Genomic DNA, 16293 nt, shown 5'->3' with positions numbered 1-16293 from the left:
TGAATTAGCTGAAAATGAAGCAGGCTGTCTGTATTTTTCAGACAGCCTTTTTGTGTTAAATATGGAGACAGATTATGTCTGATGTGCAGACGCAACCTGCGCCCAATTACATTACACCAGCCGGTCATCAGGCTTTACAGGACGAGCTTTATCAACTGGTACACAAGGAACGGCCGGAAATCGTGAACGTGGTTAACTGGGCAGCCGGTAATGGAGACCGCAGTGAAAATGGTGATTATCTGTATGGTAAACGCCGGTTGCGAGAAATTGACCGGCGGATTCGGTTTTTGACTAAACGGCTTGAGGCTGCTCAGGTGATTGACCCAGAAACACGTGAGGCAAGTGATCAGGTATTTTTCAGTGCAACGGTAACCATTCTACGCGGCAATGGAATAGAACAAACGGTACGCATCGTAGGTACCGACGAGATTGATACTAGTCGTAATAAGATTTCATGGGTATCGCCGCTGGCACGTACATTGCTTAAAGCACATGAAGGTGATGAAGTACGTCTGCATGGTCCGGATGGGGTGGAAAATATTGAGATACTGGCTGTGGAATATATTCGCATTGATTAATTTACTATTTAGCATACATAATGTTAAACTTAGTTATTAATCATACAGTTTGTGTTTTCAGTCTGTACTTTTATCAATGCTTTTTGCATGAAAACATAATAAACAACTTTTGTTGTGTTTATTATCTTTGAGAAATGCATTGTAACTATTATCAGTATTGCTGACAAATACCCTTTATCTACTATTTTAATACATGAATCCAAAACTAGAACCAATTTTCAAACAGCTTAATGCCCTGATTCTGGGTAAACAACAATTACTGATTCAGATTGTGACCTGTGTTTTGGCTCGCGGACATATTCTGCTGGAAGATGTCCCAGGAGTCGGCAAAACCACGCTCGCTCATGCACTGGCTGCAGTACTGGGATTGAAATACCAGCGTGTTCAGTTCACCAACGATATGCTGCCGGCTGATTTGCTTGGTGTGAGTATATTCCAGCCTAAAAGTGGCGAATTTGTGTTTCATCCGGGACCGGTCTTCAATTCCTTTTTACTGGCCGATGAAATCAACCGTGCTTCACCCAAGCTGCAATCGGCTTTATTAGAGGCGATGGAAGAAGGGCAGGCTTCTGTAGATGGGAAAACTTATACACTGCCTAAGCCCTTTCTGGTAGTGGCTACACAGAATCCGACCGAACAGCTCGGTACCTATCCTTTGCCTGAATCGCAGCTTGATCGTTTTATGATGTGTCTGAGTATCGGCTATCCTGCTGAAAAAGAAGAGAAGCTGCTTTATGTTTCTGGCGGACGCCGCCAGTTTGTACCACGCCTAAAAGCCGTTTGTAATGGGGAAACACTGCAGCAGTGGCAGGCAGAAGTGGCTAAAGTTAATGTATCTGTTGCCGCTGCTGATTATGTGTACCGACTGGTGGCGGCTACGCGGACTCCGGGTATGTTTGCTGTAGGTCTGAGTCCTCGTGCTGGCTTGGCAGTGGTTCAGGCAGCCAAAGCCTATGCATGGATACATGGGCGGGCACATGTGGTACCGGAAGATGTGAAAGCTGTCTGGGTATCCGTGGGAGCACATCGCCTGCAACCAGTGCAGAGTCAATCCAGAAGCAGTACGCTGCTTAATGGGATGCTGGATAATGTTGCCGTGGTCTGAGGTGTCTATACCCACGTTGATAGACGGGCATACGGCTTTGCGTGCTCGAAATATACGTTTTAATCTGACACGCATGGGATGGGGATTGGCTATTGCCTGTATTCTGCTGTGGATTATGGCGGTGAATTATCAGATCAATGTAGCTTATGCGCTGGTATTTTGGCTGCTGGGTATATTGGTGTTTGGAGCGCTGGCCAGTTTCCGGCAGCTAAGTGGTCTGATTTTGGCTGTTGTGCCGCAATCAGAATATTTTGCCGGTAAAGATTGTGTACTGACTTTACGTGCCTGTGACAATAGTAAACGAACACGTTGGTTATGGTTACAGACGGCACAGGAAATTAGCGGTACTCCAGAGGACTGGCAGCTGTGGAAAATTACACCTGAGAATACTGATTTTGTCTGGACTTTACCACCACAACGGCGCGGCATTTTGCCAACACTAATGTTAGCAGGTGCCAGTATGGCTCCGTTTGGTCTGGTAATGATTAAAACACAGTGGGAATTTACAGATGAAATTGTTATTTTTCCACAACCGATCGAACATACTATTTCGTCAGTAAAAAGCATTAGTGGTGAGCAAAACAGCCAAATCAGCCAGAGTGGACAAGATCCGGCTTATCTACTTCCACACCAAAATGCTATTTCAGCACGGCAGATTGCATGGAAGCATTATGCTAAAAGTGGTGATTTACTGGATAAGTATTTTGACCAAGGTGCTCCGCTGGCAGATCCATTGCTGATTTCCTATCGCGATTATCCGCAGGGCACCAGTGTAGAACAGATGGCCAGTAAAATGTGCTTCAGAGTATTGGCCGCAGATGCCCGTGGTGAAAAGTATATTCTCGAATTACCGCGTCAGCGCTATGAAGCAGCGACTGCACAACGAACACAATGTCTGAATGCTCTGGGTAGATGGTAATGTGGCTAGCTGATCCGGTATTTTTGCGTAAATCTCCCCCTAAGCGTACGCAGTTAATTCTGTTGCTGATGCTGGCTTGGATAGCTTTACCGTTGCTGTTTGATTTACCTATGAGTGTTGGTGCAGCATTTGCCTTGCTGTGGCTGATACGAGTGGGTTTACTTTTTACTAAAATCAAAAAGCTGCCATTATGGGCATTGGTAATATTATTGCTGGGTTCAACGGTATGGATATATTTTCGACTGGGCACCATCATTGGACGTGATGCTAGTGTTTCCTTGCTGATGCTGATGATTATGCTGAAAGCCTTCGAGGGAGAAACCTTGCGTGACTGGCAAATTCTGCTTCTGGCTCAGTTGATTTTAATGGGTGGCGGCCTACTGTTTAATCAGAGCATATTGATGGCGCCCTGGCTGATTGTGGCTTTATTCTGCCTTATTTCAGCTTTAGGTTTACTCGCCGCTACTCAGCCATCAGCCGCTATTCGTCAGGGTGCATTGATTCTGTTACTGTCTTTTCCATTGGCGGTGATTCTGTTTCTAGTTGTCCCACGTAAGGATAAGCCCTTATGGGGAATACCCCAGCCGCAGCAATCAGCTGCTACAACAGGTATATCGGATACGCTGGTTGCGGGTAGTGTCAGTAATTTAGTCCTAGACAATGCGTTGATTTTCAATGCTACCTTTGATAATGATGTTAAACCCAGACAAGCCGATCTTTACTGGCGTGTATTGGTAATGGGTAGAAATTATGATGGTGAATGGCGGGCAGTAAAAGAACAATACACAGATGAAGACTCATTGCAATTGCCGTCTAAAGATAATTTGGCTCAGCAAAGCAATAATCGGCTTTTGGGTTACCAGCTGATTATTCAGGATGACCATGGCCGTATTCCAGCGTTAGATCAACCCTTGGCTGACGGTCAGCCAGATTTAAACCGACGCGTTGGCAATGTGGTGCGGGTAAATCGTAGCAGAGAAGGTTTACGTCGTATTCATTTGTATTCTCAGTTGACGCCATATTTATATCAGCAGATGGATGAGGCTTTACTGAGTTATTACACTCAGCTGCCGGATGGATTAAATCCGCAAACTCGTCAATTGGCACAGCAGCTGGCCAGACAATCTGGTAGTAGTGAAGAATTCATCCGTCATATAATGGATTATTTTCGTAATAATCACTTTCAATACACACTCACTCCTCAAACCAGTGATGAACCTGTAAATCGTACAGATTTTTTCTTATTTCAAAGTAGGGAGGGGTTTTGTGAGCATTATGCAGATGCTACTGTGTGGCTGGCAAGAGCAGTGGGTGTCCCTGCACGAGTGGTAGTCGGATATCAGGGGGGTGAATATCATCCTGAAGGGAAATTTTGGCAGATTCGAAGCAAGGATGCACATGCATGGGTTGAAATCTGGATTGCAGAAAAAGGCAGATGGCAACGTGTGGATCCGACTACTGCAGCCGCTGCTTCACGGATAGAAAAAGGGATTGAAGATGCTCTCCCCGCAGGTCAACGTGCCAGTTTGACATCTTCTTATCCTTTATTGCAGAAATATTTGGATAATGGCCAGTTTTACTGGCAGCAATGGGTTGTCAACTATGATACAGGAAGCCAGAAATCAATTCTAACGTGGCTAAATTTGAAAAATTTACCTGCCTCTGTACTGGTTGTGATGATTGTTGTTGTCATCATCATTATGGCATTGCCGTTAGTTTTTTGGTTGCGGCGGCAGGGAGATGTGCAGTCACAGCCGCTTACTGACGGCATTAATTTGCTGAAGCAATCCGTAATAGAAGGTGAAGAAGATGAATTAGCGGCAATGGGACCGCTGGAGCTGCAAGCTCTTCTGGCCGAACATAATCTCCTTAATGCAGATTTGGCAGCTTTGCTGATGCAATATATTGATTGGCAATATGGTGCAGGTGGATTGCCAGACAAGCGACAACAGTGTATTTGGTATCGTAAGATGAAAAAAGCTGTCCGCCAGCTAAATAAACAGGAATAAACGGGTATATCCGTTTATATATCTCCGTTGATGCGGATTAAAATCGATTTTTAAACGAAAACTACCCAACTATTGAGTTTAACTCAATCGCTGGGTAGCTTATTACAGCTGTGAATGATCATATTAATTTCTAGCCTGAAGTTTTTCTGTGTGGTCTGTGAAACAGTCCGTACAAAATTCCCGCAGACAGATAGCTTTTAATCAATTTGATTAAAAGCTATGAAATAACAATACGTTAAATCATTTTGATTGAAAAGAATTAATTATTGTTAATATTTAACTATTTGATTTTAATAATTATAAATTTTTAATAAAGTGTTGTTAAAAACGAAATATCTTTTTTTATGCGTAGTTAATTAACTGATGATTGATTATTTGATGTTTGCTGTTTGAAAGGGATTGTTAAAAAGCAGCTATTATTGAACATAATAAGTTAACGTTTTAATTATAAAGTGTTGTTAGACTGTGTGAATTCTGTAAACCGCAATGATTTTCAAAACAGAAATCTCAAAACCAATTTAGGGCAAAGCTCGATTGAGAATGAGTCTAGGCTATATGGTATCTGATGATTCTGAGCCAAGGTGTGTCAGATACCTTGCGCTATTTTAAGTTTATTTAGTGATATTTTTTGGGATATTAGCTAGTTATTATTTTTTTCTGATTATTTTTGTATTTAGTAAATGTGATATTTGGGAAAATTCCAAACTCTAAACTTAGGCTGATTTGGGGCAGTTTCGTTAAAATAGATATTTTAAATGGTTTACCAAAATCTGACCGATATAATAAAACTTACTGCCCAACCGGATGCTGAGCAGTAAGTTTGTTCGTTTTGGTTTAAATGTTATTTTTTATCATGTCGATAACATCTTTACCTTTGCCTTCAAGAATGGCTTTAGAACCATACCAAACCATGTTTTTAACATTCTCATAGCTGATTGAAGGAGGCATAATCAGTTCTTTGTCGCTGATAACCACGTCCAGCAAAGCTGGTCCTTTGTGTGCCAGAAAACTTTGAACGGCTGTTTCCAGTTCGGAAGATTTGCTTACACTTTGCGCGCTGAAGCCACAACCTTCGGCTATAGTCTTGAAATCGCCGTTTTTCAGGTCTACATACACTTCGACCAGTCCTTCACCTTTTTGTTCCTGCTCAACGAAGTTTAAAGAGCTGTTGTTAAAAACGACAATTTTAATGGGCAGATTTTCTTGTTTGGCAGTAAGTAAATCACCCATCAGCATGGCTAGTCCGCCATCACCTGATAAAGAAATTACTTGCCGGCCTGGAAAAGCTTTTTGAAAGCCATAAGCCTGAGGCATGCTGTTAGCCATGGTGCCATGTTTTAGGCTGGTGAGAAAACGCCGTTTACCATTCATGCTTAGATAGCGGGCACCCCAGAGCATTGGTGTACCGACATCTGCCGTAATCAGAGCATCATCATCTGCATATTTATCAATTAATTCAACTAATTGCTGTGGATGTATTGGGTGTTTATCATCCGGGGTGGCAAATGATTGAAATTTCTCCATGATTTTGGCAAATAGTGCAGTGTAGTGATCCAAAAAGCTGCTATCGCTTCTTGCTTGAATTTTTGGGAGCACAGTTTGCAAAGTGGTTTTTACATCTCCAACTAGTCCTAGATTGATTGGATGACGTAGCCCCAGCTGAGTGGCATCATGGTCAATTTGAATAATGCTGGTGTGGTCAGGATAGTATTCAGACCATGCAAAGCCACAGCCTAATAATAAAAGCGTATCGCATTCCTTGATTGCTTCATAGCCGGCTTTGGTGCCGAACATACCCGTCATGCCTACTAGATAAGGGTTATCCCAGGCAATGCTGTCTTTAGCTCGTGAAGTGTGTACCACCGGAGCTTTTAGTTTTTCTGCCAGAGCAATCACTTCGTCATGAGCATCTTTACTACCATAGCCGGCGTAGATGGTGATTTTTTTACCCTGATTAATGGCTTCGGCTAGTTTTTCGATTTCTTGATCATTTGGTCTGGTTACCGGCTGTGGCTGCCAAATTTGTATAGGTTGTTCGGCTATTTCCATCTTGCTGATGTCACTAGGCAGGATGACCACGGCTACACCACGTTTATTGATGGCTGCCTGAGCAGCTTGCGTAAATATGCGCTGCGCTTCCTGTGGCTGATTTACCATCTGACAAAATACGCTGGTATCCTGATAGACTTTGAGAAAATCAACTTCTTGTGGAAAGCCTGTTCCCATTGAAGTAGCGGCTAACTGGCTAGCAATGACAATCACAGGTGCATTGTTTCGATTTGATTCATATAGGCCATTAATCAAATGCAGGCTGCCTGGTCCACAAGAACCGGCACAAGCTGTAAGCTTGTTGGTAATCATGGCTTCCGCACCAGCGGCAAAGGCTGCAGCTTCTTCGTGACGGGTATGTACCCAGTTTATACTGCTTTTTTGGATGGCTTTGCCGACAAAATTCAGCGTATCGCCGATGATGCCATAACAGTTGCTTACTCCTGCTGCGGTGAGTACATCAACAAGTATTTCTGAAACGGTTTTGGTTTTAGACATGATGTATTTCCTCTAAAGTTGATTACTTATTAATGCTTTGAATAAATATAGAGTAGGCTGAATATTCATTTAAATATCATGCCTGTAATTTATATTCAAAATATTCAAATTAAAGGTATGTTAATTCTTTATCAATATTTAATCTATTGTAGTATTGTGAAATCCACAATACAATAATGTTAATAAAATTCATTATAAGTTTATAATTTTAAATATTATTTAAATAAAAAAGCAGCCGCTAAATTTAGCGGCTGCACTTTTGGGAGAGGTTGTTTCAGATGGCGCGGTCATCAAACAACGGAATACGAGTAATGCGGCTCATGCTATGCATGTAGTCTAATACAGGTGCAGTCCATTCAATGCCTTTAACCATAGTAAGATTGCGCAGAATCGGGAACAACAGGATGTCTTCCATGCCAAAAGTTCCATTCGCACCACGGTCGCTGTGAATGAGTGGTGATAAGGCAATTAAGTCGGCATTCAAACGTTCGATGTAGGTTTGGCTGTTTAGTAGATGCTGTTGAAAATCGCCGTAGATGACAGTTTTTTTGTTGACGAAATAATCAATGGCACTTTGGGTGGCAAATTCAGGCAGATTAATCTGTGTACAACGTGGCGCGGTGAGGAAGTTTCGGTAAGTATCAACGATTTTGATCCAGCCCTGAATTTCTGGTCGGACAGTAGGGCTTAAATGTGTACTGTCTGAAAGATTGTCGATGTATTGCACAATATCCAGACTTTCACCCATGGCGCTGCCATCATCTTTGACTAGTATGGGTACCATTTTTTTGCCAATGAGTTTTATGGGTGTGTTTTCATCATCATTTAGCAGAAAAATATTTTCAACTGGTACTATTTTTTTTCCAAATATCATCCGCGCACGGACGCAAAAAGGGCAATGGTCGTAAAGATAAAGTTGCATTGAAATTTCCTTATTTTAATAGTGTGCGTAATAAATTTAGTGCCGAAAACACAATTCAGACATTTATCGGTTTATTGATATTTTTACTGGTGTATTGCGGTTGATAAATGTGCAGTAAAATACTTTTTCTTACACAATAATCCACAGATTTAAAAATTCTGCTGCTGTGGTTGTTTTGTGCTGTAAATTAATTAACATTATACATATATTAATTAATCAAAGTTTGTGGTTTTTTCATGAGTGGTGATGTATTTAATCAAGTTTTAGATTTTTTTAAAAATTTACAGATCGATTTAGCTGATACTTTGGCAGGAGCTGATGGAACGGGCAGTTTTATAATAGATAATTGGTCTGGTGCTTTAGGTTCTGGTTGTACGAGGGTTTTAAAAGACGGGGCGGTATTTGAACAGGCAGGAGTAAATTTTTCCCATGTAAAGGGTAAAGCAATGCCGGTTTCTGCTACACGGCAACGTCAGCATCTGGCTGGAGCACCTTATGAAGCTATGGGGGTATCACTGGTGGTTCATCCGCGTAATCCCTATGTGCCTACTAGCCATGCCAATGTGCGTCTGTTTGTGGCCTATCCTGAGCACGCCAGTCCTGTATGGTGGTTTGGTGGAGGCTTTGATTTAACACCGTTTTATCCGTTTGAAGAAGATGTTTTACACTGGCATCGGGTAGCTCAGGCAGCTTGTCAGCCATTTGGAGAAGCAGTGTATCCGGAATTCAAACAGAGGTGTGACCGCTATTTTTATTTGCCACACCGGCGAGAGCAGCGGGGGGTGGGCGGTTTGTTTTTTGATGACTTAAACCGCTGGGATTTTGCTCAATGTTTTGCTTTTATAAAGGCGGTGAGCTCAGCCTATACACAAGCATATTTGCCAATTGTGGCGCGGCGCAAGAATTCATCATATGGCGAGCGTGAACGACAATTTCAACTCTACCGGCGCGGACGTTATATAGAATTTAATCTACTCTGTGACCGAGGCACACAGTTTGGTTTAAATGCTGGCGGACGTACGGAATCTATCCTGATGTCTATGCCGCCTGCTGCCCGTTTCGAATATCAGTATGAGCCTGAAACGGGTTCTGCTGAAGCTCAGCTAGCCAAGTATTTACAGATACACGACTGGCTGGCAGAGGGTGAAACTTGCTCAGTATAAATGAGGGAATTCGGCGCAGATTTTCTATTTGTTTAGTGCCTGCTGTACTGGAAGAGCAGTCAGCAGACACAAGCTGACTGGCATAATAATATCAGGTGTGATATTGGTTATTTCTATTACAAATAATATTGCGGTCAGAGGCATTTTTTGCTGTACCGCCAGAAAAACTGTTGCTCCAACTACTACGGCTGCTATCAAGGGCACAGGAGGCAATATACTATTCCATGCGGTAGCCGCAAGTAAGGCAACAAGGCCACCAATCATCATTGAGGGTGTAATAAAACCGCCATAAGCACCGGCTCGTGTAGCCAGTAACAAGGCAAGCCACTTGCCAATAAGCAGAGCTGCTGCATATTGCCAACTAATGCTGTCATTAAATAATAATTCATTACCTGCTTTTCCGTTGCCCAGTATTTCCGGCAGCCACATTGCCAGTACACCTATTAGTACGAAAGCGGCAACACTGATAAAAATTAGGCGCGGTGTGCTGCGGTTTGCGGGTTTACAGTAAGCTAATTGCTGTTGTAACAGCCAAGAACCGGCGGTGATAATAGGGCCGAGTAATAACGCCCAAACTAATAATGTACTATTAAGAGTAAGTGTCGGTAGCTGATAGGAAGTTGAACTGCCTAAACCCAACCGTGCTACCCATGCCGCAGTTGTGCAGCAAATTAAGGCAGCAATCACGCATTGGCGCTGAAAGCTGAAAAGTAGCGTTTCTAGAGCAAACAGGGCACCGGCTAGTGGTACATCAAACACCGCTGCCAGACCTGCTGCCGCACTACAGGCTAAGAGAATTTTCCGTTCCTCGGCGCTGATTTGCAATCGACGGCTGATGCAATCCGCTAGAGCAGAACTAATTTCACGTGGAGCGGTTTCCCGCCCGAGGGGTGAGCCCATACCCACTGTTAAAATCTGCAGCAACGCATGAATCACAGTCGTACCTAGCGGTATGGGGGTGGTGCTGGTACTGATGGCCTGTTTGATATCTACTAGTTTGGCACCAAAACGGTGCAGCAGAAACCAGCCAATGCCACCCACTATGCCGCAGCCAGACACAGCCAGCAGACGATGCATAGCACTGGTTTGTTCTACCATGTCTCGAAAAGTGATGCCGTCAATACGCCTGATGCCATAGACAAGCTGCTGAATCATATGCAGCAGTCCGATTAAGGACATACCTGCCACACCAGCAATGGCTCCGCAGAGCAATAATAAAGCAATCATTCTGGGGCTTAATCGGGTCATGACAGTATGCATCAGTGGTAAATAAAAGTGGTTTTTACACTTTAATGCCTTTATTGTAAATGTCGGAATACGGTTTGCGGAATTTCGGCCTAAGCCTGTGCTAAAATCAGTCTATTTTGTCAGGATTTTAAAGGAAGCATTCCTGTGATTAGTACCAATAATATTACGATGCAGTTTGGCGCTAAGCCATTGTTTGAGAATGTATCGGTGAAGTTCGGTGGCGGCCATCGCTATGGTTTGATTGGTGCCAACGGCTCAGGTAAATCAACTTTTATGAAAATTCTGGGTGGCGATCTGGAGCCTACAAGTGGTGAAGTAGCCATAGATCAGGGGCTCCGTCTGGGTAAACTGCGGCAGGATCAGTTTGCTTATGAAGATATGCGTGTGCTTGATGTGGTCTTAATGGGGCACACTGAAATGTGGGCCGCGATGACAGAGCGTGATGCTATCTATGCCAATCCGGATGCAACCGAAGATGATTATATGCGCGCGGCAGATTTGGAAGCCAAATTTGCAGAATACGACGGTTATACGGCGGAAGCCCGAGCTGCTGAATTGCTTGCCGGTGTGGGTATAGATGAGCATTTGCATAATGCTAATATGAGTGAAGTGGCGCCGGGGTTTAAGCTGCGCGTGTTGTTAGCGCAGGCATTGTTTTCCAAACCGGATGTGCTGCTGCTGGATGAGCCCACCAATAATCTGGATATCAATACCATCCGCTGGTTGGAAGGTGTATTGAATAGTTATGAATCTACCATGATTATCATTTCGCACGACCGCCACTTTTTAAATGAAGTGTGTACGTACATGGCTGATGTGGATTATGGTGGCATTACGCTGTATCCAGGTAATTATGATGATTATATGCTGGCTTCTACGCAGGCACGCGAACGTACACTGAAAGACAATGCCAAAGCCAAGGAAAAATTGCAGGAGCTGCAGGAGTTTGTAGCTCGCTTTTCGGCTAATAAATCTAAAGCACGGCAGGCTACCAGTCGCGCCAAGCTGGCAGATAAAATCAAGGCCGATATGGTGGAAGTCAAGCCATCCAGCCGTCAGAGTCCGTTTATCCGTTTTAATTTTGATGAAAAGAAAAAATTGCACCGGCAGGCATTGGAAGTGCAGGATTTATCTAAACGATTTGACCGCCAATTGTTCAAAAAGCTGAGTCTTATGCTGGATGCGGGGGAACGGCTGGCAATTATCGGCCCAAATGGTGCCGGTAAATCCACTTTGCTGAAACTCTTGGCAGGAGCTTATGATGAAGCTTATAACGAAGGTATTAAAGCGGATAGTGGTAGTGTGAAATGGGCGGAAAAAGCTCAGGTTGGCTATTACCCACAGGATCATGAAAATGATTTTGACGTACCGATGACGTTAACAGAGTGGATGCGCCAATGGGGTAAAGAAGGTGATGATGAACAGGTTATCCGTGGCACTCTCGGGAGGCTGTTGTTTGGCAGCAATGAAGTCGGTAAACAAGTACAGGTGCTGTCTGGTGGTGAAAAAGGCCGCATGCTGTATGGTAAGCTGATTTTACAAGAACCAAATGTGCTGGTTATGGATGAACCGACCAACCATATGGATATGGAAAGCATCGAAGCGCTAAATATGGCATTGGAAAAATTTCCAGGTACATTGGTGTTTGTATCCCATGATCGTCAGTTTGTTTCCAGTCTTGCAACGCAGATTATTGAGCTAGATGGTGAAGGTGGCTTTGAATATTATCTGGGTGATTATGAAGGTTATCTGGCCAAGAAAGGTCTGGTTTGATTTATATTGACTGCCTGTTTACACAGGCAGTTTTTTTATATGGGAGATAATGATGAGTACAAGCAAAAATTCTGCGATAAAACTAGTAGATTGTAATGAGCAGGCGCACGCAGAAGCCATTTTGGCACTTTTTAATCATACGATTGCTTCCTCTACGGCTCTATATGATTATGAACCGCGTACACTGGCATTTATGCATGGCTGGTTTGCCGCCAAACGTGCGCGTAACTGTCCTGTAATCGGTGCAGTGAACGAGCAAGGTGATCTGCTGGCTTTTGCTTCATGGGGTGCATTCAGAGATTATCCAGCAAATAAATATACCGTAGAACACAGTGTTTATGTGCGTGATGACTGCCGTCGACAGGGACTGGCGCGCATGCTGATGCAGGAACTGATTGAACGTGCACGTAAGGCTGATATGCATATTCTTATGGGGGTGATTGATGCGGCTAATAGTGGCAGCATCGCCCTGCATGAACAGCTGGGTTTCACTCATGTAGGCACGCTACCACAGATAGGATTTAAATTTGGCCACTGGCTGGATGCGGCTTTGTATCAGCTGGTTTTGGACACCCCTCTCAGACCGATAGACGGTTGAGAATAAGCAAGATGAAAATCAACAGCATATCAATGCTGTTTTTTTATTGGCAGTACTTTGATATGACTTATTTATAGTATTTTTCAGACGAATTTTAGCCACCACTGTATGCAAAACAAGCCGAATATGGTGAGCAGCAGAGAGCCGCCTGTATGTAAAAGCATATGGGTGAGCGCAAGTACATAGCGGTGGGACTGAAGTAATTGTACTGATTCCATGGAAAAGGTTGAAAACGTGGTTAATCCGCCCAGAAATCCTGTAATAACGAACAAGCGCCATTCAGGGGCTATATTTACGAAATGTAGAAACAGACCACTTGACAACCCGATCAAATAAGCGCCAATCCAGTTTGCAGCTAAGGTGCCATAGGGTAGAGTGGAATGAATGGTGTTTAGACTGATACTTAATAGCCAACGTACAACAGCACCCAGTGCCGCACCACCAGCAATCGCAAATATAGACCGATACATAAACAAACTACCGAAACAGGATACAGATTCATTTATTTTACGCTAAAGCAGCGCCACTAATATTGTCAACTACAGTTGAAATGGCTACGCTAAGGTTCTCAACTACACTAAAAAATTTATTCTTATGAATCTAACCGAAACTAAAATCAGCAGTGAAGAAGTTTATCATGGTGCCTTTATCAATGTATTTGAAGATACTGTTTGTCTGCCCAATGGTAATCAGGCGCAACGGATAGTGGTGCAGCATCCAGGTGCAGCTGCAGTGTTGGCGGTAACATCAGAACAAAAAGTAGTATTGGTGCGTCAATGGCGTTATCCGGTAGGGGAAGCCTTACTTGAGATTCCCGCAGGTAAGCTGGATGGAAAAAATGAAGATCCGGCTCACGCTGCTGTGCGTGAATTGGCTGAAGAAACCCCTTATACAGCCACAGAAGTTAAACTCATTCACACTTTTTACACCGTTCCAGGCTTTGGTGATGAAAAAATGTATCTTTATCTTGCTGAAAATGTGCAAGCTGATAGTAAGCTGAGTGCAGACGAAGATGAGATAATCGAGCCTGTTTTACTCAGTAGGGAAGAGGTGCGTAAAGCGTTGGCCAGTAATCAGATTCATGATGGTAAAACATTGATTGCGTTGCAATATTGGTTATTGTATTGCTAAAGTTGGAGTGGGCTGTGATGCAGATTCTTCCGATACCCGCCTTAACTGATAATTATATCTGGCTGTTACATCAGGAAAAGCAGGCTGTTGTGGTCGACCCTGGAGAAGCGCAAGGTGTTATTGATTATCTGGTTGAGCATGAGATAACTCTTAATGCCATCTGGCTGACTCATACACATTATGACCATGTCGACGGGGTTTCTGCTTTGTTACAGCAGTTTCCACAGTGTGTGGTTACTGGGTCGAATAGATGGAGGCTGGTAAACTGGCCAGTTACAGAAGGGAGTCGGTTTGCAGCTTTCGGACAACAGGTATCCGTATGGCACGTACCTGGGCACACAGAAGATCATCTGGCTTATATACTCACCGATGACGAGAGCCGGCAACATGTGTTTTGTGGTGATACACTTTTCAGTGCAGGTTGCGGGCGGGTGCTTCCCGGAGCCATGGCCAAAATGTTTGCCAGTTTGCAACGTCTAAACAGTCTTTCTCCTGATACATTGTTCTATCCGGCACATGAATATACTGCGGCCAATCTAAGATTTGCGCATGCAATTGAGCCGGATAATGAGGCAATCCAGAAAGCCTCAAGACAAGCTGAAACGCCGCCAACTCTGCCGGTTACATTAGCTCATGAACGCGCTATCAATCCTTTTTTACGTATCAGCCAGCCGCAGGTAATCGCCGCTGCAATACAACATGGTCTGCCGCGACAAAATGCTAATCAGCCGCTGGCTGTTTTTACCTGTTTACGTGAATGGAAAAATCAATTCTGATTCCGATGCCGATTGCAGCATGTTATCATTAAGGCAGCATAATAACGAAGGAATAAATGAGTTGAAACAAGGTTGAATGCCTGAGAAAGATGATATTGGACTGAAAAAATCAGGGAGCATTCAGCTTGTCAACTGCCGAAATATGAATACAACATCTCGATACAGGATGAACTGGAAACAACTGTTAAGTACCCAGCGTTTTAAACCGAACAATGGCAGTATCGTCCCTACCGTAACCGCGTCCAGTGAAGAAGGTGCAGAAGCTCTACGTACAGATTTTCATATAGACTATGACCGTGTGGTGTTTTCCAGTGGTTTTCGCCGGCTAGCACGTAAAACACAGGTGCATCCATTTGCTTTACATGACCACACACACAATCGCCTGACTCATAGTGTAGAAGTGGCTAGTGTGGGACGTAGTCTGGGGAATCGAGTCGGCGTAATGCTTGCAAAAGGTGATTTTTTACCACCAGACAGTCACCCAGCTGATATCGGAGCCATTGTACAGGTGGCTTGTTTAGCACATGATTTTGGCAATCCGCCATTTGGCCATACTGGTGAAGAGGCTTTGCGTGAATGGTTCCGTGATCCCCAACATGCCCATTATTTACATAAACTCAGTGCCGTTGAACGCAATGATATTGAAACTTACGAAGGTAATGCACATAGCCTGCGTCTGGTAGCTAGTCTGGAAATGTATCAGAATGATGGCGGAATGAGGCTCACAGCGTCGGTTATCGGCGCTTTAATGAAATACCCATGGACAAGTTCAGCACAAAAAGGGCGAAATAAATTCAATATTTATCAGACTGAACTGCCTTTTATTCGCTGCGTAGCAAAACAGCTAGGCTTGCTTACTGCGGGTGAGAATCAATGGGTACGGCATCCTTTATCCTATCTGATGGAAGCGGCTGATGATATTTGCTATGCATTACTCGATTTAGAAGATGCAGTCGAACTGGAACTATTGCAGGTAAAAGAAGTTGAGCAAATTTTATCTAGACTGATCAATCAGGAATATAACTTGCATTCAGACACTAGTCAGGCACACTGTGCACGATTGCGTGGTATCGCCATTGGCCGTGCTGTAGATGATATCGCGCATACCTTTATCAAGTATCATGGAGATTTATTAAACGGCGAATTTCGCGGTAAAGATCTTATTGAGCTGGCAAGTCCTGATGTTAGTGATGCGCTTAATGCTGCTAAGGATTTGGCATGTAAACGCATATTTCGTCATCAGAGCAAATTAATTACCGAAATCGCTACTTTTCCCTGTCTTGGTTCGATATTGGGTCTGCTGGTACCAGCAGTACATGACTTTATTAAAACCGACAAAATGAGCAAGCGGCAGGAGCTGGCATTGTCATTATTGAAAGAGCAGAAACTAACTCGTGACGATAATTTGTATCAGGCTTATATGAAAGTGCTGGATTTTGTTGGCGGGATGACGGATAACACAGCAGCGAAGCTGGCACGTGAAGTGTCGGGTATTGGCATGTTGTAATTATTAGCACTGATGAA

14 protein-coding genes are annotated in these 16293 nt (G+C 43.6%); 10 read left to right on the top strand and 4 right to left on the bottom strand.

The annotated features are described in order from the left end of the window. The first annotated feature begins 74 nt into the window (after positions 1-74). The 4 genes from greB to ACQP6D_RS02565 all read left to right on the top strand — a co-directional run bounded on the left by greB (position 75) and on the right by ACQP6D_RS02565 (position 4611). Positions 75-578: a transcription elongation factor GreB gene (gene greB / locus ACQP6D_RS02580; RefSeq protein WP_100139899.1), complete on the top strand. Its 504-nt coding sequence runs from the start codon at positions 75-77 to the stop codon at positions 576-578. Positions 579-771: 193 nt separating this feature from the next. Then, positions 772-1683: an AAA family ATPase gene (locus tag ACQP6D_RS02575; protein ID WP_427857345.1), complete on the top strand. Its 912-nt coding sequence runs from the start codon at positions 772-774 to the stop codon at positions 1681-1683. Next, a complete protein-coding gene (locus ACQP6D_RS02570; protein WP_267403729.1) occupies positions 1667-2602 on the top strand; it encodes a hypothetical protein in 936 nt (311 codons plus the stop codon). The genes ACQP6D_RS02575 and ACQP6D_RS02570 overlap by 17 nt, the downstream gene beginning before the upstream one ends. Then, a complete protein-coding gene (locus ACQP6D_RS02565) occupies positions 2602-4611 on the top strand; it encodes a transglutaminaseTgpA domain-containing protein (protein WP_427857343.1) in 2010 nt (669 codons plus the stop codon). Before ACQP6D_RS02570 ends, ACQP6D_RS02565 begins: the two co-directional genes overlap by 1 nt. Positions 4612-5445: 834 nt before the next feature. Here ACQP6D_RS02565 and ACQP6D_RS02560 read toward each other — a convergent pair. Together ACQP6D_RS02560 and grxB are read right to left on the bottom strand one after the other, a co-directional pair. Continuing rightward, positions 5446-7158, bottom strand: coding sequence for a thiamine pyrophosphate-dependent enzyme (locus ACQP6D_RS02560; RefSeq protein ID WP_427857342.1), 1713 nt, complete (start codon positions 7156-7158; stop codon positions 5446-5448). 274 nt (positions 7159-7432) lie between these two features. Further along, on the bottom strand, positions 7433-8080 hold the full coding sequence (gene grxB / locus ACQP6D_RS02555; RefSeq protein ID WP_427857341.1) for a glutaredoxin 2: 648 nt from the start codon (positions 8078-8080) through the stop codon (positions 7433-7435). 236 nt (positions 8081-8316) lie between these two features. Between grxB and hemF the strand changes: the two genes are divergently transcribed. Continuing rightward, the gene (gene hemF / locus ACQP6D_RS02550; RefSeq protein ID WP_427857340.1) at positions 8317-9243 is read left to right on the top strand and encodes an oxygen-dependent coproporphyrinogen oxidase; all 927 of its coding nucleotides are present in this window, start codon (positions 8317-8319) and stop codon (positions 9241-9243) included. Between the two features lie 24 nt (positions 9244-9267). Here hemF and ACQP6D_RS02545 read toward each other — a convergent pair whose 3' ends face one another. Continuing rightward, positions 9268-10491: a chloride channel protein gene (locus ACQP6D_RS02545; RefSeq protein ID WP_180295872.1), complete on the bottom strand. Its 1224-nt coding sequence runs from the start codon at positions 10489-10491 to the stop codon at positions 9268-9270. 144 nt (positions 10492-10635) lie between these two features. On the opposite strand from ACQP6D_RS02545, the gene ACQP6D_RS02540 reads away from it, so the two are divergent. Continuing rightward, entirely contained in the window at positions 10636-12264 is a 1629-nt protein-coding gene (locus ACQP6D_RS02540) for an ABC-F family ATPase (RefSeq protein WP_427857339.1), read from the top strand. Between the two features lie 52 nt (positions 12265-12316). Then, positions 12317-12862 carry a GNAT family N-acetyltransferase gene (locus ACQP6D_RS02535; protein ID WP_367413875.1) on the top strand — a complete coding sequence of 182 codons (546 nt, stop codon included), beginning with the start codon at positions 12317-12319 and terminating at the stop codon, positions 12860-12862. Between the two features lie 83 nt (positions 12863-12945). On the opposite strand, the gene crcB is transcribed toward ACQP6D_RS02535, so the two are convergent. Beyond that, positions 12946-13332: a fluoride efflux transporter CrcB gene (gene crcB / locus ACQP6D_RS02530; RefSeq protein WP_100139909.1), complete on the bottom strand. Its 387-nt coding sequence runs from the start codon at positions 13330-13332 to the stop codon at positions 12946-12948. Positions 13333-13456: 124 nt separating this feature from the next. On the opposite strand from crcB, the gene ACQP6D_RS02525 reads away from it, so the two are divergent. The 3 genes from ACQP6D_RS02525 (at position 13457) to ACQP6D_RS02515 (ending at position 16276) form a co-directional block, all read left to right on the top strand. Then, positions 13457-13993 (top strand): NUDIX hydrolase, encoded by a 537-nt coding sequence (locus ACQP6D_RS02525; protein WP_267390055.1) that lies wholly within the window; start codon positions 13457-13459, stop codon positions 13991-13993. 17 nt (positions 13994-14010) lie between these two features. Further along, positions 14011-14769, top strand: coding sequence for a hydroxyacylglutathione hydrolase (gene gloB / locus ACQP6D_RS02520; RefSeq protein ID WP_427857468.1), 759 nt, complete (start codon positions 14011-14013; stop codon positions 14767-14769). 166 nt (positions 14770-14935) lie between these two features. After that, positions 14936-16276, top strand: a complete 1341-nt coding sequence (locus tag ACQP6D_RS02515; protein WP_100156817.1) for a deoxyguanosinetriphosphate triphosphohydrolase — start codon at positions 14936-14938, stop codon at positions 16274-16276. The last annotated feature ends 17 nt before the right edge of the window (positions 16277-16293 follow it).

It is taken from the genome of Snodgrassella sp. CS2, assembly GCF_050310315.1.
Classification (GTDB): Bacteria; Pseudomonadota; Gammaproteobacteria; order Burkholderiales; family Neisseriaceae; genus Snodgrassella; species Snodgrassella alvi_E.
Note: the sequence above shows the minus strand (reverse complement) of the source record. Positions and strands in the feature narration are given on the sequence as shown.